Here is an 18,314-nt window from a genome sequence, read left to right as displayed (position 1 = left end):
GGACGCTGAGGATGCCCCTCGACCCGGACCTCGCCGCCTTCATCGACGAGGTCGAGCGGCAGCGCGGCCGACCGGTGGCCGAGCAGACGGTCGCCGAGGCGCGCGCCGGCATGCGCGCGCTGCGCGTCGACGGCGTGCGCCCGGAGGACGTCGTACCGGTCGGCGCGGTGGCCGACGACGTCGTCGACGAGGACCTGCCGGTCCGCGTCTACCGGCCGACGGGCCGGGTCGGTCCCGTCCCCACCGTCGTGTACTTCCACGGCGGAGGCTGGTTCCGCGGCGACCTGGACACGCACGACCAGGTCGTGCGGCGCCTGGTGCGCGACACCGGCGCCGTCGTCGTCAGCGTCGACTACCGGCTCGCCCCCGAGCACCCGTGGCCCGCCGCGACGCACGACGCGGGACGCGCGGTGCGCTGGATCGCCCGGCGGCTGCGGTCCTACGGCGGCTCGGACGTCCTCGCGGTCGCGGGCGACTCGGCGGGCGGCAACCTCGCCGCCATCGCCACCCAGGAGCTGCGGGGCGAGGTGCCGATCGCCGCCCAGCTCCTGGTCTACCCGGCCACCGACATGCTCGGCGAGCACCCGTCGAAGGACGAGTTCGGCACCGGGCACCTGCTGTCGCGGTCGATGCTCGAGCACGTCAACGGCCTCTACTTCTCCGGCGAGGAGCCGGTCCCCGGCGACTGGCGCCACTCGCCGCTCCACGGCGACCTCGCGGGGCTGCCGCCGGCGGTCGTCGCGACCGCCGAGTGCGACGTCCTGCGCGACGAGGGCGAGGCGTACGCCGCCGCGCTGGCCGCCGCCGGCGTGCATGTCGACGCGGTGCGCCACGACGGCATGATCCACGGGTTCCTGGACCAGGGCCACGTCAGCGCGGCGGCCGCTGCGGCCACCCTCGACGTGCACCGGCGCTTCGCCCGGCTGCTCGAGCGCGTGCGCTGAGGCCCGCAAGCGTCAGGTGAGGTCCTCGACGCGGCTGCGCTCAGCGAGCGGCCACCGCTCCGGCGCCGCTTCGAGGACCGCCCTGATGCGGGCGGGGTCCTCGCCGTAGAAGTAGAGGCTGGTGCGCTCCGGGCCCTCCCACCACGACTGAAGGGTCGCGGAGTCTCCGAGCTCGGCGGCGAGTCCGTCGATGAGCTCGTTGACGTCGTTGGTCGCGTAGACGTCCGTGGGCAGGGACGTCCCGTCGAGCGACAGGGCGACACCGTGGGTGCGGCCGAACGGGACCGGTGCGTCCTCGTCGACGGCGTACGACGAGCCGACCGGTGCGCCGAAGTGCTCGAGGGCCGTGACGAGGACGGTCAGCGCCCGGTCGCGGTCGCCGCGGAGCTCGACCTCGATGTCGCAGGACCTCGCGCCGTCGGTCGGGTCGAGCTCGGAGCCGCCGCCCACGACCTCGCAGCCCGGCACGTAGCGGTCGAACGCCGCCTGCAGCGGCTCCTCGTAGATCTCACCGCGGTGCGCCGGCTGTACCCGCGCGTTGAGGTGGACCACGACGGGAAGAGGGTCGGCGTCGCTTGACTCCGGCGAACGCGACTGCGGCATGGCGGCAGCCTACGGCGTGCTTCGAGGTCCGCGGTGGGTTTCACGGGCCTCGACCTCCGGCGCACCTCAGGTTGGCCGCCGTTCCGCACATGCTCGGCGCCGCCTCGGGCACCGGTGGTGGTGACCGACCTCGGACTCCTCCTCGCCCGCCACGGCTACACCGCGGTCGCCCGCGACCGTGCCGCCCGCAGCGGCGGGGACACCTACGTCTCGCGGCTCCTCGGCCGCCGGACGGTGGTCCTCGGTGAGCCCGAGGGGGCGCGGGCCTTCTACGACGAGTCGCTGGCCCGGCGCGCCCGTGCCATCCCGCCGCCCCTCGCCTGGCTGCTGTTCGGCCGGGGCGCCGTGCACGGGATGGACGGCACCCCGCACCGCGACCGCAAGCGGCTCTTCCTCGACGTCCTCGACCCGGCCGGGTTCGACCTCCTCCTCGACGAGGTCCGCGGCGCGCTGGTGACGCGATCGGCCGGCTGGGCCGGCCGGGAGGCCGACCTCCACCGCGAGCTCGTGTCGGTCTACGGCTCGGCGGTTCTGCGCTGGGCGGGCCTCGACCTGCCCCGCCGGGAGGCGGACCTGGTGAGCCGGCGCCTGTCCGAGATCGTGGACGGCTTCGGCTTCGCCGGCCGGGCCTACGTCCGGGGCTGGCGGGGACGGCGCTGGGCCGAGCGCTGGGCGCGCGGGGTCGTCTCGGACGCCCGGCGGGGGCGCATCGACGCGCCGCCCGGGACCGCGGTGCGCGCGTTCGCCGACAGCGACCTCGACGCCCGCACGGCCGGGGTGGAGCTGCTCAACGTGCTCCGGCCGACGGTCGCCGTCAGCTGGCTCGGCACCTTCGTGGCCGTGGCGCTGGCCGCGACCACGCCGCAGCAGCGCGCCGTGCTCCGCTCCGCCACCGGCGACCGGCAGCGCTTCGCGTTCGCACAAGAGGTGCGCCGGACCTCGCCCTTCGTGCCGGTCCTGACGGCCACGGCTCTCCGCGGGGCGACGGTGTCGGGCGTCCGCGTGCGCCGGGGCAACCGGCTGCTGCTCGACGTCATCGGCATCGACCACCACCCGTCGCGGTGGCCCGAGCCGCACCGGTTCGTGGCCGACCGCTTCCTCGACCACGGCACCGTCCCGGCGCCGCTGGCCTTCGAGCTCGTGCCGCAGGGCGGCGGGCACCCCTCGGGTCACCGGTGCCCGGGCGAGTCACTGACCCTGCGGCTGCTGAGCGAGACGACGCGCGTGCTCGCGGGCTTCGACGCGCACTTCCCGGGCGTCCGGATCGACGCCGCGCGCATGCCGACCCTCCCCGACGGGAGCGACCGGGTGCGGCTCACGCCGGTCGACGTGGCCGTCGCCCGGAGCGCATGACGCGGACGGCCCCGGGCACTGAGAACGCATGACGCACCGAGGACAGGACGAGCCCGCATCCGACAGTGCCCAGCGCGACCGCTCGGCCCCCGACCCGGAGGACGCCGGCAAGCCCGACTCGCCCGACGACCTGCGCAAGCCGACCTGGGGCTACTCCCTGCGCAAGACCCTGCGCGAGTTCCTGGACGACCAGTGCACCGACCTCGCCGCGGCGCTCACCTACTACGCCGTCCTCGCCCTGTTCCCCGGCATGATCGCCCTGCTGTCGCTCGTCGGCCTCGTCGGGCAGCAGCAGCAGACCGTCGACACGCTGCTGCAGATCCTGCGCGACATCGGCGCGTCCTCGGCCGCCGACACCCTCGAGCCGACCCTCACCCAGCTGGCGGGCAGCCAGGGCGCCGGCCTCGCGCTGGTCATCGGCCTGGCGACCGCCCTCTGGTCGGCGTCCGGCTACGTCAACGCCTTCAGCCGCGGCATGAACCGCGTGTACGAGATCGAGGAGGGGCGACCGGTCTGGAAGCTGCGTCCCGTCATGCTGCTCATCACGCTCGTCACCGTGCTGCTCGCCGCGGTGGTCGCCGTCGGCCTGGTCCTCACCGGTCCGGCCGCCGAGGCCGTCGGCAGGGCTATCGGGCTGGGGGACACCGCGGTGACCGTGTTCAACATCGCGAAGTGGCCGGTGCTGCTGGCCGTGGTGGTGCTCATCGTGGCCCTGCTCTACTACGCCACCCCGAACGTCAAGCAGCCGAAGTTCCGCTGGATCAGCGTGGGCGCCCTGGCCGCGATCATCGTGTGGGTCATCGCCTCGGCGGCCTTCGGCTTCTACGTCGCGAACTTCTCGAACTACAACAGGACCTACGGCTCGCTGGCCGGTGTCATCGCCTTCCTGCTGTGGCTGTGGATCACCAACCTCGCCCTGCTGTTCGGGGCGGAGCTCGACGCCGAGCTCGAGCGCGGCCGGCAGCTGCAGGCCGGCATTGCTGCCGAGGAGGAGCTCCAGCTCCCGCCGCGCGACACGCGCAAGTCCGACAAGGCGGCGGCGAAGGAGCAGGAGGACATCGAGCGGGGACGGCGGCTGCGCGCGTCGCGCGGCAAGGAGTCCTGACGAGCGGCGGTCAGCCCGCCGCCGCGAGGAACGCGTCGACCTCCGCCACCGTCGGCGCGGACTCCGGGCCGCGGCGGGTGACCTTGATCGCCGCCGCGGCGTTCGCGCGGCGGCAGCCCTCCACCCAGGGCGTGCCGGCGGCGACCTCCGCCAGCAGCGCGCCGGTGTGGGTGTCGCCCGCGCCGTTGGTGTCCACCGGCGTCTGCGGGAACCCTGGGACGTACGTCGTCGCGCCGGCGACGCGCACGGCGCACCCCTGCGGTCCGTCGCGCACCACGGCGACCGCGTCGCCGCGCAGCAGCGGCGCCACCGCGGTGGTGAGGTCGGCCAGACCCGCCGGCGGCGTGCGGCCCGTGACGCGCAGGAGGTCCTCGGCCTCCTCGGCGTTGCTCGACCACACGTCGGTCACCTCGAGCATCTCGCGGCGCACGTCGTCCGGCAGACCGGCGAAGGCGGCGCCGGGGTCGAGCACGACGACCACGTCCGGGTGCAGCTGCGGCAGCCAGGCCAGCAGCGGGTCGCGGGTGCTCGCGAGGGCGAGCGAGAAGCCGGTGACGCAGACCAGGTCTCCCGGCTGCGGGACCGACGTCGCCAACGAGGCGACGGAGATCCGGCGCTCGGCCCCGAGCGTGGTGACGAAGGTGCGCTCGGCGCTCGGCTCGACCATGACGACGCAGATGCCGGTGTCGAGCCCCGGCACCGGGGCCGCGGAGGCGGCGATCCCCTCGGCGGCCAGGACGGAGCGGACCAGGTCGCCGTGCGGTCCGGTGCCGACGGCTCCCGCGTGCACGCAGTCCGCGCCGAAGCGCGCCGCGGCGACCAGCACGGTCACCGCCCCGCCGGCGTAGTCGGTGGCCGAGGACGCCATCACGTTCTGGCCGCGGGCGGGCAGGTCGGGCACCTCGACCACCACGTCGACCAGGGCCTGGCCGGTGTGGACCACCCGGCTCACCGCAGCACGTCCTCGCTGGTGGCCAGGGTGATCTGCGGCGGGTAGAGCGCCATCACGTCCAGGGCGGCCCGCTGGTTCTCGGGGGTCGACCCCGCGCACGCGTCGGTGACCAGGGTGATCGTGGCCCCGGCGTCCGCAGCCGCCAGTGCCGTGGAGATCACGCAGCAGTCGGTCGACACGCCCGCCAGCACGAGGTGCGGCGTCGGGCCGGTCACCGCCTGCAGCTCCTCGCTCCACTTGCCGAAGGTCGGCAGCGAGACGACGGTGTCGGTGAGGTCATGCAGCTCCGGCACCACCTCGAGCAGCGGGTCGTCCTCCGGCACCTGCGCGAACGGCCATGCGTCGAGGTACGCCTGCCAGCTGCCCTCCGGCTCCGCCGACGGCACCCAGCGCGTCACCACGGTGCGCTCGGCCGCCGCGGCGGCGAGGCGTCGTACGGGCTCGACGACCGCGGGGAACATCGGCGAGCCCCAGGGGCTGGCGGGATCGGCGAAGATCCGCTGCGGGTCGATGACGACCAGCCAGGCGTCGGGGTGCATGGCGACCACCCTGTCAGAAGCCGCGGGTCGGGTGCGCAGCCCTGCGGCGGCCACCCGCACGCGGGCGCCCGCCCCCCGCCACGGCAGGCAGCGGCCGCCGGTCCCCCGACCGGCGGCCGCTGGTGGGCACGAGGGAAGCGGCTACTTCACCTCGGCACGGAGGACCGCGCGCAGGCCGAGGGCCAGCGGGATCCAGAGCCACACGAGGGTGGTCACGCCGAGGTGCTGCCACTGCTCGGCGGTCACGGTGTCGTTGAACAGGCCCGTGATGGCGTAGTTGACGTCGACCCACGGCTGGAGGTCGCGGAACCACTCTTGGAACGCAGCCAGGGCGGCGAAGGCACCGGGCAGCACCAGCGAGTAGACGAAGTAGCCGACCACGGCGCCGGCCGAGCTGCGGAACAGCACGCCGAGGGTGAAGCCGATCAGCATGCCGAGCACGTTGGCCAGGACGATGCGCCCGAACTCGAGGGCGGAGACGTCCCAGACCGGGTCGAGCCCGGTGACGGCCGAGGCGAGGAGGTTGCCGACGACGCCGACGGCCAGCGCGAGCGCCATGCCGGCCACGCCGATGGCGACGGCGACGACGAGCTTGGCGGCGACCACGCGGCCGCGCCACGGGACGAGCGTGAACGTCGTGAGGCCGGTGCGCTGGCTGTACTCGCTGGTGACCGACAGGATCGCGATGATCGGCAGCACGACCGACAGGGGCATGCCCATCGCCGACGCGAAGGTCTCGAGGGTGATCGCCTCGTCGGGCGCCCACAGGATGACCGCCGCCGACGCGAGCACCGCGACGATGCCCACGCTGGCCATCAACCAGAAGCCCGCGCGGGTGTCGAACATCTTGCGCAGCTCGACCCCGACGAGGCGGGTGGTCGGGATGGGGCGTACGGCGCGCGCCGGGCGGGGTGCCCCGGCGCTCGCCCGCGCGACGCCCGGGGCGGGGTGCGGGCCGGCGGTGTGGCCGGCGGTGTGGCCGGCGGTGTGGCCGGCGGTGTGGTCGGGGGTGCGGGTGGCGGTGCTCGTGCTGGTGCTCATGCTGCTGCTCCTTCGGGGGCGGTCTCGTCGCGGGAGGTCTGGGCGGTGAGCTCGAGGAACATCTCCTCGAGGCCGGCGCCGTCGGCGGGCCGCAGCTCGCGGAGGACGACGCCGGCGCGCTGGGCCGTCGCGCCCACGAGCTCGGGGTCCGCGTCGACGCGCAGGCCGCCGTCGACGGGGGTGGTGACGACCGCGGCCTCGTGGAGGGCGCGGGCGAGGCGGTCGACGTCGGCGGTGCGCACCAGCGTGCCGGCGGCGGCGAGCAGCTCGGTCTTGCTGCCCTGCGCCACGATGCGGCCCTGGCCGATCACCACGATGTCGTCGGCGATCACCTCGATCTCGTGCAGCAGGTGGGAGGACAGCAGGACGGTGCCGCCCTCGTCGGCGAAGCCGCGGAGCAGGTCGCGCATCCACCGGATGCCGGCCGGGTCGAGGCCGTTGGCGGGCTCGTCGAGGATCAGCACCTGCGGGTCGCCGATGAGGGCGGTGGCGATGCCGAGGCGCTGGCGCATGCCGAGGGAGTAGTTGCGCACGCGGCGCTCGGCCTCGGACTCGGTGAGGCCGACCCGGGCCAGGGTCTCCGCGACGCGGCTCTTGGGCAGGCCCATCGTCTGCGCCGCGATCGCGAGGATCTCGCGGCCGGTGCGCCCGGCGTGCTGGGCCGAGGCGTCCAGCAGCACGCCGACCTCCAGGCCGGGGTTGACGAGCTCGCGGTAGTCGCGGCCGGTGATGGTCACGCGGCCCGAGCCGGGGCGGGTGAGGCCGACCATGATGCGCATGGTGGTGGACTTGCCGGCGCCGTTGGGACCGAGGAAGCCGGTGACCCGACCGGTCGCGGCCGTGAAGGAGACGTTGTCGACGGCTGTGAAGGAGCCGTACTGCTTGGTGAGGTGCTCGACGCTGATCATGCGTCCCAGCGTCCCGGCCGGGCAGGCGCCGGCGCATCGGGGACAGGGCCCCGCCGGCCCCTGAGGTCGACCCCGAGGAACCCCGCAGCCGGTGCTCGGGGGTGCCCGCGCGGGCCGTTGGGACGACCTTGGGACAATGGGCGCGTGAGCCAGCCGACCAGCCAGCGTCCACCCCAGGTCACCCTGGCGGTGGGCATCGTCGTGCTGTCGTCGGTGGTGGTGCTGCTGTCCGTCTGGGAGCGGGTGACCACGCTCGGCTCGCTCGAGACGCAGGAGGCGGTCCGCGACGCGCTGGCCGAGGCGCCGTTCTCCTCCCTCGACCTCACCGTCAACGCCACGACCGACCTGATCCGGGTCATGTGCATGGTCGCCGCGGCGTGCGCGTGCGCGACCGCCATCCTCGGGTGGTACGCCCGCAGGCCGGACCGCGCCGCCCGGCTGGGACTGACGCTCTTCGCCGTCCCGGTCTTCGTCACCGGCATGGCCGCGGGGGGCCTCGCCGGCTCCTTCGTCGCGGCCGGCGCCGCGATGCTCTGGCTGCAGCCCGCCCGCGAGTGGTTCGCCACCGGCAGGTGGACCCCGCCCGACCCCGCCGCCGGACGGGGCCGCGGGGCGGGCAGGAGTGCGCCGCCGGCGGACCCGGCGAGCCCCCCGGACCCCTGGGCCCGGCCGGCGCAGGACGCCCCGCAGGGGCCGACGACCCCGCCGCCGGCCTCGCGCCCGTTCGGCGAGCCGGAGCCGTCGGGGGAGCCGGGCCGACCCGGGCAGCCGGGCGCGCCGGCGCAGGGACCGGTCGCGCCCCACGCGTCGACCTCGCCCTACGGCCAGCCGTACCCTCCCGGGCACGCCCAGGGCGCGGCGGCCCCCTGGCACCAGCCCGCGCGTCCGCAGGCGCGTCCCGGTGCGCTGGTCGCCGCCTTCGTGATCACGGTCGTCACCGCCGGGGGGCTGCTCGCGATGTCCCTGCTCTGGCTGGCGATCGCCGGGCTGTCGCCCGACTTCTTGATGAGCGTGCTGGAGCAGGAGCAGCCGCAGCTGGTCGAGGACGGCATGACGCTACAGGAGGTGCGCGCGGTGGTCGTCGCCGTCTCCGGCGCCTTCATCGTCTGGTGCGCCGTCGCGCTGGTGCTCGCCGGCTTCGCGATGGCCCGGCGCGAGTGGGCGCGGCGGGGACTGATGGCCAGCGCGGCCTTCAGCGCCGGCACCTGCTTCGTGCTCGTGCTGACGGCGCCCATCGTGCTCGTCCCGGCCGCGGCGGCCGTCGCGACGGTGGTGTGCCTGCGGCGCGGCGACGTACGCCGCTGGTTCGCCCTCGACGCGCGCTGAGCCGCGGCCGCGACGCGGGCCGGGCCGTGGGCCGGCGTGGTGAGATGTAGCCATGAGCGACCAGGAGCAGCCCGGCCCGACGCACCGGCCCTACGGCCAGTCCGACCCCTACGGCGTCCCGCCCACCGGCGGCCAGAGCCCCTACGGGCAGCCGCCCTCCTACGGCCAGCCGCCCACCTACGGCCAGCAGGCCTACGGACAGCAGCCCGCCGGTGACCGGCGCCCCGGCACGGTCACCGCGGCGGCGTGGATCACCATCGTCTTCTCGGCGCTGACCGCGATCCTCTTCGCCCTGGTGGCCGTCGTCTTCGTGGTCGCCCGCGAGGACTTCGTCACCGCCTTCGAGGAGGAGATGCGCAACGGCGTGGGCGCCTCCGAGCTCGACGTCGACGCCGAGTCCCTGGCCGGCGTGATCGTGGCGGTGCTCGTGGCCTTCGCGATCTGGGCGCTGATCGCCCTCGTGCTCGCGGTCTTCGTGCTGCGCCGGTCCAACGTCGCCCGTGTGCTGCTCGTCATCTCGAGCGCCGTGACGGCGCTCTTCTCGCTCATCGGCATCGCCAGCGGCATCTCGGTCGTGCCGCTCGTGGCCGCCTTGGCGGTGATCGTGCTGCTCTTCGTCGGCGGCGCCGGCGACTGGTTCAGGGGACCCGCCTCCGGCGGGGTGCCGGCGTACCAGGGCCAGCAGCACCCGGGCACCGGCCACCACGGCAGCGGGGCCACCGGCTCCGACGCCTCGCCCGACCCGTACGGCCAGGACAACCCCTACGGGCGGGACAACCCCTACGGCCAGGACCCGTACGGCCGGCCGCCCTCGGGCGGCGACGGCCCCGAGGGCTCGGGGCGCTGACCGGGCGGTCCGTCAGGGGTGCAGGTCGGCCGCGGCCAGCCGGCGCACGCCCTCGCGGATGACGTCGGGCTCCTTGCAGAAGGCCCACCGCACCAGCTGCCTGCCCTCGTGCGGGTCGTCGTAGAACCCCTGGACCGGGATCGCGACGACCCCGGCGCGCTCGGGCAGGGCCAGGCACAGCTCACGGCCGTCGGCCCAGCCCAGGTGGCTGACGTCGGTGGTGGCGAAGTAGGTGCCCTCCGGCACGCGCGGCACGAGCCCGGCGGCGGTGAGGCCCTCGCAGAGCAGGTCGCGCCGGACCTGCAGGTCCCGGGCCAGCGCCCGCGGCCAGTCGGGCTCGTGGTCGAGCGCGTGCGCGACGGCGGGCTGGAGCGGGGACCCGGAGGTGAAGGTGAGCCACTGCTTGGCCGCGAGGACCGCCTGCACCAGCGGCGCGGGGCCGGTGGCCCAGCCGACCTTCCAGCCCGTGAAGGAGTACGACTTGCCGGCGCTCGACAGCGTCAGCGTGCGGTCCCACATGCCGGGCAGCGTGGCGATCGGCACGTGGCCCTCGGCGGAGCGGGCGTCGTCGAAGACCAGGTGCTCGTAGACCTCGTCGGTGATCACGAGGACGTCGTGCTCGGTCGCGAGGTCGGCGACCACTTGCAGCTCGTCGCGATTCAGCACCGTGCCGGTGGGGTTGTGCGGGGAGTTGAGCAGGATCGCGCGGGTGCGGTCGCCGACGGCCGCCCGGAGCTCGTCGAGGTCGGGCCGGAAGTGCGGCGCCCGCAGCGTCACCGGGCGGCGTACGGCGCCGCACATCTCCAGCATCGCGACGTAGGAGTCGTAGTAGGGCTCGAGCACGACCACCTCGTCGCCGGGGTCGACCAGCGCGAGGAGGGCCGCGGCGACCGCCTCGGTGCAGCCGGTGGTCACCACGACCTCGCGGTCGGGGTCCACGGCGAGGCCGTAGTGGCGCTGCTGGTGCCGCGCGACGGCCTCCCGGAGCGCCGGCACGCCGATGCCGGGGGCGTACTGGTTGGCGCCCGCCTCGAGCGCCTCCACCGCCGCCGCGATGACCGACGGGGGGCCGTCGACGTCGGGGAAGCCCTGGCCGAGGTTGAGCGCGCCGGTGCGCACCGCGAGGGCCGACATCTCGCTGAAGACGGTGGGCGGGACGTGGGCCAGGCGGGCGGACAGCGGGACGGTCGCGGGCATGCCGTCGAGGCTAGTCGGGAGGGCCGTCCGGGTCAGCGGGCTGCACCCTGCAGGCATGGCCGACACCCCGAAGGCGCGCTGGCTGGGAGCTGTTCCGCACCGACGACCGGCTCGTCACCTTCGGGCACCTGGTCTCGCGCGAGCGCGCCGGACGCTGACGCGCGCCGGCGCGGGCCGTGACTAGGCTGCGGTCGTGGTTGACGAGACGCTCGCACGCGACATCGACGCGGCCTGCCGCCTGACCGGGGAGTTCACCCTGAGGTCCGGCCAGGTCGCGGACACCTACTTCGACAAGTACCTCTTCGAGAGCCAGCCGGCGCTGCTCGACCGGGTCGCGACCCGCATGCTGGACCTGCTGCCCGAGGACACCGAGCTGCTCGGGGGCCTCGAGCTCGGCGGCATCCCGATCGCCACGATGGTGTCGGCGAAGACGGGCCTGCCCGCTCTGTTCGTGCGCAAGTCGGCGAAGGAGTACGGCACCTGCAAGCTGGCCGAGGGTCCCGACGTGGCCGGCCGGCGGATCACGATCATCGAGGACGTGGTCACCACCGGCGGCGCCGTGCGGGACGCCACCCGTGAGCTGCGGGCAGCCGGCGCCACGGTCGAGGTCGTCGTCTGCGCGATCGACCGCTCACCGGCGGGGGAGGAGCCCCTGGCCGACGTCGGCCTGGAGGTCCGCTCGGTGCTCACCCGCGCCGACCTGGACGCCGTCCACCGCTGACGCGCGGGCGTCGTACGAGCCCGGAGGCCCGCGTCAGAGGTCGCGGCCGGTGATGTCCCGGTCCGGGCCGCCGTCGTGCGGCCCCACCTCCGCGCCGGGCGCGTTCGTGCGCTTGTGCCGCCACCACTCGATGACGATCGGCACGAGCGAGAACGCCACGATGACGATGATCAGCTTGTCGATGCTCTCGCCGAGGTGGGGGAAGGCGTCGCCGAGGAAGTAGCCGAGCAGGCAGATCGAGAGCACCCACAGCACGGCGCCCACCAGGCTCCACACGAAGAACCGGCGGCGGTCCATCCGGGTCACCCCCGCCACCACGGTGATGTAGGTGCGCACGAAGGGGACGAAGCGGCCGATGACGAGGGCCTTGCTGCCGTGGCGGTCGAAGAACGCCGTGGTCTGGTCGAAGTACTTGCGCTTGATGATGCGGCCGTCGCGCTCGTAGAGCGGGGGACCGATCCTGCGGCCGATTTCGTAGCCGACGACGTTGCCGAGGAACCCCGCCGCGGACAGCGCCGCCATCGCCAGCAGCAGCTCGGCGAACGGCGGTCCGGGGAACAGGTCGAGCTGGCCGGTGGCGATGAAGAGCCCGAGCGCGAAGAGCAGGGTGTCGCCGGGCAGGATCGGGAAGAACAGCCCGCACTCGACGAAGACGATCAGCAGGCTGATCCAGAACAGCTCCGCCCCGAACCTGTCCAGCAGCCAGTTGGGGTCCATCCAGTCGATGCCGAGCAGCAGGGGCTGGACGGCGTGCAGGGGTGCTTGGGCGAGGACGTCGACCCACGGAGCGCTCACGGGCGCCACCCTAGCCAGCGCTCCCGGCGGCTCCCGACAGCTCCCGTCGCGCCGGGGGTGCCTAGGGTGCTCTCATGCACGATCCGCGGGACGAGGAGCAGCGGGCGCCGTACGACCCGATGCCGCACGGACCGCCGGAGGTGGGGGTCGGCCCGTGGCAGGGGCCGTGGCCCGAGGGCCGGCAGTGGGACCCCGACCTGCTGCGCGAGGGCGACCGCCGCAACGTCGTCGACCGCTACCGCTACTGGACGCTCGAGGCGATCGTCGCCGACCTCGACACCCGCCGGCACGCGTTCCACGTCGCCATCGAGAACTGGCAGCACGACTTCAACATCGGCACGATCGTGCGCACGGCCAACGCGTTCCTCGCCGCTGAGGTGCACATCGTCGGCAACCGCCGATGGAACCGCCGCGGCGCGATGGTGACCGACCGCTACCAGCACGTGCGCCACCATCCCGACCCGGCGAGCCTGGCGGCGTACCTCCACGCGCTCGACCCCCCGGTGCGGCTCCTGGGCATCGACAACCTCCCCGGGTCGATGCACCTCGAGACGACCGAGGTGCCGCGGGACGTGTGCTTCCTCTTCGGCCAGGAGGGACCGGGCCTGTCGGAGGCGGCGCGCGAGGTGTGCGACGGCACGTTCTCGATCGCGCAGTTCGGCTCGACCCGCTCGATCAACGCCAGCTCGGCCGCCGCGATCGCGATGCACGGCTGGGTGCGGGCGCACGCCGACCTCACCGGCGAGGACGCCTGGCGCGGCTAGCGCCGGCGACCGCACCGGCTGCACGTCGGCTGCCACGTCGTGAGACGACGTTCCGCGTCGTCCCGGACCGGTGGGTAGCCACTAGGGTTGGCAGCGCTCGCCTGACCGCTTCAGAGGAGATTCCCGATGCCCATCGCCACCCCCGAGGTGTACGCGCAGATGCTCGACGCGGCGAAGTCGAAGTCCTTCGCCTACCCGGCCATCAACGTGTCGTCCTCGCAGACGCTCAACGCCGCGCTCAAGGGCTTCGCCGACGCCGGCTCCGACGGCATCATCCAGGTCTCGACCGGTGGCGCGGAGTACCTGTCCGGTCCGAGCGTGAAGGACATGGTCACCGGCTCCGTCGCCTTCGCCGCGTACGCCGCCGAGGTCGCCAAGAACTACCCCGTCAACATCGCGCTGCACACCGACCACTGCCCGCAGGACAAGCTCGACGGCTTCGTCCGGCCGCTGCTCGACATCTCCGCCGAGCGCGTGGCGCGCGGCGAGGCCCCGCTGTTCCAGTCGCACATGTGGGACGGCTCGGCCGTGCCGCTGGAGGAGAACCTGCGGATCGCCGAGGACCTGCTCGCCAAGTGCGCGGCCGCCAACATCATCCTCGAGATCGAGGTCGGTGTCGTGGGCGGCGAGGAGGACGGCGTCGCCAACGAGATCAACGACCAGCTCTACACGACCCCCGAGGACGCCATCGCGACGGTCAAGGCGCTCGGCGCCGGCGAGCGCGGCCGCTACATGACGGCACTCACCTTCGGCAACGTGCACGGCGTCTACAAGCCCGGCAACGTCAAGCTCCGCCCGGAGATCCTCAAGGCCGCCCAGGAGGCCGCCGCCTCCGAGCTCGGCCTCGGCGCCGACGCCCGTCCGTTCGACCTGGTCTTCCACGGCGGGTCGGGCTCGACCGCGCAGGAGATCAGCGACGCGGTCGACTTCGGCGTGGTGAAGATGAACGTCGACACCGACACGCAGTACGCCTTCACGCGCCCGGTCGCGGCGCACATGTTCAGCAACTACGACGGCGTCCTCAAGGTCGACGGCGAGGTGGGCAACAAGAAGGCCTACGACCCCCGCGCCTGGGGCAAGGCCGCCGAGGCCGGCATGGCGCAGCGCGTCGTCGAGGCCTGCGAGAACCTCCGCTCCGCGGGTACCTCGCTCGGCCGCTGACCGGCGTACGGCTCCCGTCCCGCCGGACCGGCCCCGGGTCCCTGCCCCCGGCCCCCGCCTGGCCCCTGCCCGGGTAACGCCACCGCGCGACACCCGGCTTCCCCGGTAACGCCACCCCGCGACCACTCCCGCCCCCACTGACGGGGGCGGGAGTGCGCGGATGGTGGCGTTACCGGCGCCGGCCGGGCCGCAGGACGGCACCTCGAGGAGGTACGCCGCCGTGCGGCAGGACGCCTCAGCCGCTGCGGCGGGCGAGCCGGGCCGAGCTCGGGAGGACGTACGGGGCCAGGTCGTCGATGGAGGTGCCGAAGCGGGCGCAGGTGTCGGCGTACTCCCGCGCCAGGCGGCGCAGCGCGGCCCGCCGTCCAGCGAGGCAGTCGTGCAGGGTGATGCGCGAGACCCCGAGCTTGAACCCGCAGACGAAGTCCTGGCGGTTCTTCTCCTCCCTGAGGGCCCGGTCGGGGTCGGCGGCGTACTTGAGGAGGCCGTCGGCCTCGAACACGTGCCGGTCCACGCGGATGTCGCACCACGCGACGCGGTGCCCGTCGGTGAGGCCGAACTGCGTCTGCGGTGTCCCGATGCCCAGGTCGACGACCAGGCCTCGGGCGAGCGACTCCAGGTAGCTCTCGGACCCGGCATCGGCCAGCCCCACGGCTCGGTCGACACGAGCCTTGTACGGCCAGCCGCGCATCACCGCGGCCGCTGCCTCGAGATCGGCGCGCGTGACGCCCGACCGCAGCGCGGCGTCGCAGGCCGCCACCCCGGGCCACAACCCGTGGAAGCGCGCCATGTCGAGAGCGGTCCGGGCCGCGCCCACCACGCGCAGGCCGTCGACGACCCGCACCTCGTCGTCGCGGAACGGCGCCCCGTGTGTGACGACGCCGCCGGCCTTCCTGCTCGCTCGGTGCTCGGGCTGGGCGACGTGGACGGCCGCGCGCGCCGCGTCGGGGACCCCCAGGCCCAGCACGATGGCCGCGGAGTCGTGGGAGAAGACCGGGGTCCGCGCGAGGGACAGGACCACGGCCCGCATGCGGATCATCGGCGCCTCGCGGTGGGGATCGGCGGCCGCGTACGCCTCCGCGTCGGCGTACACGCCCTTGCGGATCCTCGCCCATGCCCCGGCGCGCACCAGCCGGGCGATGTCGCGCGGGGACAGGCCCGTCGCGACGGCCTGCTGGTGCGTGAGGAGGCCGTGCTGTGTGCGAGCGGTCCGGTGGCTGAGGAGGTCCACCCCGGGAGTCTGTGTCCGGCGATCACCCCGTGCCCGAGGTGGGCGCCGGCGCTGTGGAGGGCGCGTCCGGTCGACCGCCTGTGGACGTCCTTCGGCCCCCTCAGGGGCCGGTCGGCTTGTTTGCGCCCGGGTAACGCCACCACGCCGGCACTCCCGCCCCCACTGGTGGGGGCGGGAGTGCGCGGACGGAGGCGTTACCCGCGGTCGGCGGGGGAGTCCGCGGTCGGCGGGCGGCGGACGGGGTCAGCCCCGAACGTCAGCGCGCCGGCGCGCCGCCCGTCACGTCGTCGCCGTCGGCCTCGTGGTGCGGGGCCCGGGAGCTTGTCTCGTCGTGCGCGTCGTGCTCGGCGAGGTCCTTCTGCACCCGCGGGTCGTCGGCGTCGGCGAAGTAGTCGAACGGGATCGTCTCGTCGCGACCGTTGGACACCTTCGTGGCGTGGAGGATCGCGCTCACCACGGCAGCGACCACGACGTTGATCACGAACGCGGTCACCGCGATGTAGCCCAGCTCGCCGATGCCCGGGATCAGCGCCGTGGAGCCGCCGAAGTGCTTGCCGGTCACCGGGTTGACGACCTGGTAGGCCTCGATCGTGCCGTACGCGATGCCGACGGCCCAGCCTGCCAGCAGGCCGTAGCGGTGGAACCACCGGGTGAAGAGGCTGAACACGATGGCCGGGAAGGTCTGCAGGATCCAGATGCCGCCCAGGAGCTGGAAGTTGATCGCGTTCTGCTTGTCGAGCGTCAGCACGAACACCAGCGCGAAGGCCTTGACCAGCAGCGACATCAGCTTGGAGACCTTCGCCTCCTGCGCCGGGGTCGCGTCCTTCTTCAGCCACTCCTTGTAGATGTTGCGGCTGAACGTGTTGGCCGCGGCGATCGACATGATCGCGGCCGGCACCAGCGCGCCGATCGCGATGGCGGCGAAGGCCACGCCCGCGAACCACGACGGGAACATGTCCTCGAACAGCTGCGGGATCACCAGCTGCGCGTTGGGCTCGCCGTCGAGCCCGATCGGCAGCGTCCCTGCCGCGATGGCCACCCAGCCGAGCAGGGCCAGCAGCCCGAGCACGAAGGAGTACGCCGGCAGGATCGAGGCGTTGCGACGGATGGTGTTGCGCGAGCTCGACGACAGCGACGCCGTCACGGAATGCGGGTACATGAACAGCGCCATCGCCGACCCGAGGGCCAGGGTGGCGTACGCCCAGAACGCGCCGGAGCCGGGCACGAACGACGAGGTCGGGCTCAGCCCCGCCTCGGTCGCGGCGGCGTTGTTGGCGGCCATCTTCTCCTCGGCCGCGCCGAAGATCGCCTCCCAGCCGCCGACCTGCCCGGGCAGGTAGATCACCGCGACGATGATCACGAGGTAGATCAGGATGTCCTTGACGAAGGCGATCACCGCCGGCGCCCGCAGGCCGCTGGAGTAGGTGTAGGCGGCGAGAACGGCGAAGGCGATGAACAGCGGCGCGTCCTTGGCGACGATGTTGTCGCCGCCGCCGAGCCCGGCCACCTCGAGCACCGCCTGGATGCCGACGAGCTGCAGGGCGATGTAGGGCATCGTGGCCACGAAGCCCGTGATCGCGACGGCCAGCGACAGCCCGCGGTCGTCGTACCTGCCGCGGACGAAGTCGGCCGGGGTGACGTAGCCGTGGCGGTGGCTCACCGACCAGAGCCGCGCCATGAAGATGAAGATGATCGGGTAGAGGATGATCGTGTAGGGCACCGCGAAGAAGCCGGCGACCGCACCGGTCGCGAACATCGCCGCGGGCACGGCGACGAAGGTGTACGCCGTGTAGAGGTCGCCGCCGAGCAGGAACCACGTGATCCAGGTGCCGAACGTGCGCCCACCGAGCCCCCACTCCTCGAGCGACTCCATGGACTCCGCGCGCTTGAACCGCGTGGCCATGAACCCGGCCACGGTGACGAGGAGGAACAGGGCTATCAGCACCGACAGCGCGACGCCGTTGACGCCGCCGGTGTCGGCCGCCGCCGCGAGGGAGTGCCCCGTGAGCTGGGGGGTCATCGGTCCTCACCGGCCTCGTGCGAGGTCTTGCCGCGCGCGGAGAGCGTGAGGCGGAAGGCCGCGTAGGTCATCGCCGAGCAGAGGAAGACCCAGAGGAACTGGTACCAGAAGAAGAAGGGGAAGCCGAACAGCCTCGGCTCGACCCGGGCGTAGTGCGGCACCCAGAGGAGCACGACGACGGGGATCGCGAGCAGGACGGCCGCGAGGGCCATCTTGCGCTTGTCGGTGGGGGGTGGGCCCTGGTCGGGGCGCGGCGGCGGTGTGTTCCCGGAATTCACGCGCGAGACACTACTCCCGCCGTGACGGTCGTCACCCACCCTCAGCGGTGACGCGGCCAGCGGTCGCTCCGGCGCGCCGAGCGGTACGAGCGGCCGGCGGCTCAGCCCAGCAGCGCGTCGGCCGCCGCGGGGCTGGAGTCGCGCAGGAACGTCGAGCAGCGCTCCCACTCGTCGGTCTCACCGATGGCGCGTGCCGCGAGCGCGAGCAGGGCGAGGGCGCGCAGGAACCCGCGGTTCGGCTCGTGCTCCCACGGCACCGGGCCGTGACCCTTCCACCCGTTGCGGCGCAGCATGTCGAGCGAGCGGTGGTAGCCGACGCGCGCGTAGGCGTAGACGGTCACGTCGTCGGCCCCGGCGTCCAGCGCCTGCTGGGCGAGCGCGGCCCAGGCGGCCGGCGACGCCGGGTGGCGGCGTACGACGGCTGCCGGTGCGTCGCCGCCGGACAGCTCGGCGTCGGCGGGGTCGGCGGGCAGGTGCGTGGGCGGCGGACCGGCCATCAGGTCACGGCCGAAGGCGGAGGTCATGGCCC

19 protein-coding genes are annotated in these 18,314 nt (G+C 73.9%); 8 read left to right on the top strand and 11 right to left on the bottom strand.

The window, feature by feature from the left end:
- Window positions 1–11 precede the first annotated feature (11 nt).
- Window positions 12–944, top strand: coding sequence for an alpha/beta hydrolase (locus tag J3P32_RS06805; RefSeq protein ID WP_210439056.1), 933 nt, complete (start codon window positions 12–14; stop codon window positions 942–944).
- A 12-nt stretch (window positions 945–956) separates the two neighbouring features.
- Here the strand turns inward: J3P32_RS06805 and J3P32_RS06800 are convergent, their stop codons facing one another.
- Window positions 957–1,547, bottom strand: coding sequence for a hypothetical protein (locus J3P32_RS06800; protein ID WP_210439055.1), 591 nt, complete (start codon window positions 1,545–1,547; stop codon window positions 957–959).
- 120 nt (window positions 1,548–1,667) lie between these two features.
- Here J3P32_RS06800 and J3P32_RS06795 point away from each other — a divergent pair, with 120 nt between their 5' ends.
- Complete coding sequence (locus tag J3P32_RS06795) at window positions 1,668–2,900, top strand: cytochrome P450 (RefSeq protein WP_210439054.1); 1,233 nt, start codon at window positions 1,668–1,670, stop codon at window positions 2,898–2,900.
- 28 nt (window positions 2,901–2,928) lie between these two features.
- The gene (locus tag J3P32_RS06790) at window positions 2,929–4,005 is read left to right on the top strand and encodes a YihY/virulence factor BrkB family protein (RefSeq protein WP_210439053.1); all 1,077 of its coding nucleotides are present in this window, start codon (window positions 2,929–2,931) and stop codon (window positions 4,003–4,005) included.
- 10 nt (window positions 4,006–4,015) lie between these two features.
- Here J3P32_RS06790 and J3P32_RS06785 read toward each other — a convergent pair whose 3' ends face one another.
- The 4 genes from J3P32_RS06785 to J3P32_RS06770 all read right to left on the bottom strand — a co-directional run bounded on the left by J3P32_RS06785 (window position 4,016) and on the right by J3P32_RS06770 (window position 7,445).
- A complete protein-coding gene (locus J3P32_RS06785; RefSeq protein WP_210439051.1) occupies window positions 4,016–4,957 on the bottom strand; it encodes a PfkB family carbohydrate kinase in 942 nt (313 codons plus the stop codon).
- Window positions 4,954–5,496, bottom strand: a complete 543-nt coding sequence (locus J3P32_RS06780) for a cysteine hydrolase family protein (protein WP_210439049.1) — start codon at window positions 5,494–5,496, stop codon at window positions 4,954–4,956. Before J3P32_RS06780 ends, J3P32_RS06785 begins: the two co-directional genes overlap by 4 nt.
- A 141-nt stretch (window positions 5,497–5,637) precedes the next feature.
- A complete protein-coding gene (locus tag J3P32_RS06775; protein WP_210439047.1) occupies window positions 5,638–6,537 on the bottom strand; it encodes an ABC transporter permease subunit in 900 nt (299 codons plus the stop codon).
- Window positions 6,534–7,445, bottom strand: coding sequence for an ABC transporter ATP-binding protein (locus J3P32_RS06770; RefSeq protein ID WP_210439046.1), 912 nt, complete (start codon window positions 7,443–7,445; stop codon window positions 6,534–6,536). Before J3P32_RS06770 ends, J3P32_RS06775 begins: the two co-directional genes overlap by 4 nt.
- A gap of 144 nt (window positions 7,446–7,589) precedes the next feature.
- Here J3P32_RS06770 and J3P32_RS06765 point away from each other — a divergent pair, with 144 nt between their 5' ends.
- Window positions 7,590–8,771 (top strand): hypothetical protein, encoded by a 1,182-nt coding sequence (locus tag J3P32_RS06765; RefSeq protein ID WP_210439045.1) that lies wholly within the window; start codon window positions 7,590–7,592, stop codon window positions 8,769–8,771.
- Between the two features lie 52 nt (window positions 8,772–8,823).
- Window positions 8,824–9,618, top strand: a complete 795-nt coding sequence (locus tag J3P32_RS06760) for a hypothetical protein (protein ID WP_210439044.1) — start codon at window positions 8,824–8,826, stop codon at window positions 9,616–9,618.
- Between the two features lie 12 nt (window positions 9,619–9,630).
- Here the strand turns inward: J3P32_RS06760 and J3P32_RS06755 are convergent, their stop codons facing one another.
- Window positions 9,631–10,815, bottom strand: a complete 1,185-nt coding sequence (locus tag J3P32_RS06755) for a pyridoxal phosphate-dependent aminotransferase (RefSeq protein WP_210439041.1) — start codon at window positions 10,813–10,815, stop codon at window positions 9,631–9,633.
- 193 nt (window positions 10,816–11,008) lie between these two features.
- On the opposite strand from J3P32_RS06755, the gene pyrE reads away from it, so the two are divergent.
- On the top strand, window positions 11,009–11,536 hold the full coding sequence (gene pyrE, locus J3P32_RS06750; protein WP_210439039.1) for an orotate phosphoribosyltransferase: 528 nt from the start codon (window positions 11,009–11,011) through the stop codon (window positions 11,534–11,536).
- Between the two features lie 33 nt (window positions 11,537–11,569).
- Here pyrE and J3P32_RS06745 read toward each other — a convergent pair whose 3' ends face one another.
- Window positions 11,570–12,331, bottom strand: a complete 762-nt coding sequence (locus J3P32_RS06745) for a DedA family protein (RefSeq protein WP_307861604.1) — start codon at window positions 12,329–12,331, stop codon at window positions 11,570–11,572.
- A gap of 119 nt (window positions 12,332–12,450) precedes the next feature.
- Here J3P32_RS06745 and J3P32_RS06740 point away from each other — a divergent pair, with 119 nt between their 5' ends.
- Together J3P32_RS06740 and fbaA are read left to right on the top strand one after the other, a co-directional pair.
- Entirely contained in the window at window positions 12,451–13,095 is a 645-nt protein-coding gene (locus J3P32_RS06740; RefSeq protein ID WP_246850765.1) for a TrmH family RNA methyltransferase, read from the top strand.
- 126 nt (window positions 13,096–13,221) lie between these two features.
- On the top strand, window positions 13,222–14,256 hold the full coding sequence (gene fbaA / locus J3P32_RS06735; protein ID WP_210439037.1) for a class II fructose-bisphosphate aldolase: 1,035 nt from the start codon (window positions 13,222–13,224) through the stop codon (window positions 14,254–14,256).
- Between the two features lie 235 nt (window positions 14,257–14,491).
- Here the strand turns inward: fbaA and J3P32_RS06730 are convergent, their stop codons facing one another.
- The 4 genes from J3P32_RS06730 to J3P32_RS06715 form a co-directional block, all read right to left on the bottom strand.
- A complete protein-coding gene (locus tag J3P32_RS06730) occupies window positions 14,492–15,487 on the bottom strand; it encodes a type IV toxin-antitoxin system AbiEi family antitoxin domain-containing protein (protein WP_210439036.1) in 996 nt (331 codons plus the stop codon).
- Between the two features lie 256 nt (window positions 15,488–15,743).
- Window positions 15,744–17,507, bottom strand: a complete 1,764-nt coding sequence (mctP, locus tag J3P32_RS06725) for a monocarboxylate uptake permease MctP (RefSeq protein ID WP_210439035.1) — start codon at window positions 17,505–17,507, stop codon at window positions 15,744–15,746.
- On the bottom strand, window positions 17,504–17,785 hold the full coding sequence (locus J3P32_RS06720) for a DUF3311 domain-containing protein (protein ID WP_307861603.1): 282 nt from the start codon (window positions 17,783–17,785) through the stop codon (window positions 17,504–17,506). The genes mctP and J3P32_RS06720 overlap by 4 nt, the downstream gene beginning before the upstream one ends.
- 101 nt (window positions 17,786–17,886) lie before the next feature.
- Window positions 17,887–18,309 (bottom strand): DUF3151 domain-containing protein, encoded by a 423-nt coding sequence (locus J3P32_RS06715; RefSeq protein WP_210439034.1) that lies wholly within the window; start codon window positions 18,307–18,309, stop codon window positions 17,887–17,889.
- Between the last annotated feature and the right edge of the window lie 5 nt (window positions 18,310–18,314).

The organism is Nocardioides xinjiangensis, from assembly GCF_017916385.1.
Taxonomy (GTDB): domain Bacteria; phylum Actinomycetota; class Actinomycetes; order Propionibacteriales; family Nocardioidaceae; genus Nocardioides; species Nocardioides xinjiangensis.
The sequence above is the reverse complement of the archived record's forward strand: the minus strand, read 5'-3'. Positions and strand labels throughout refer to the sequence as shown.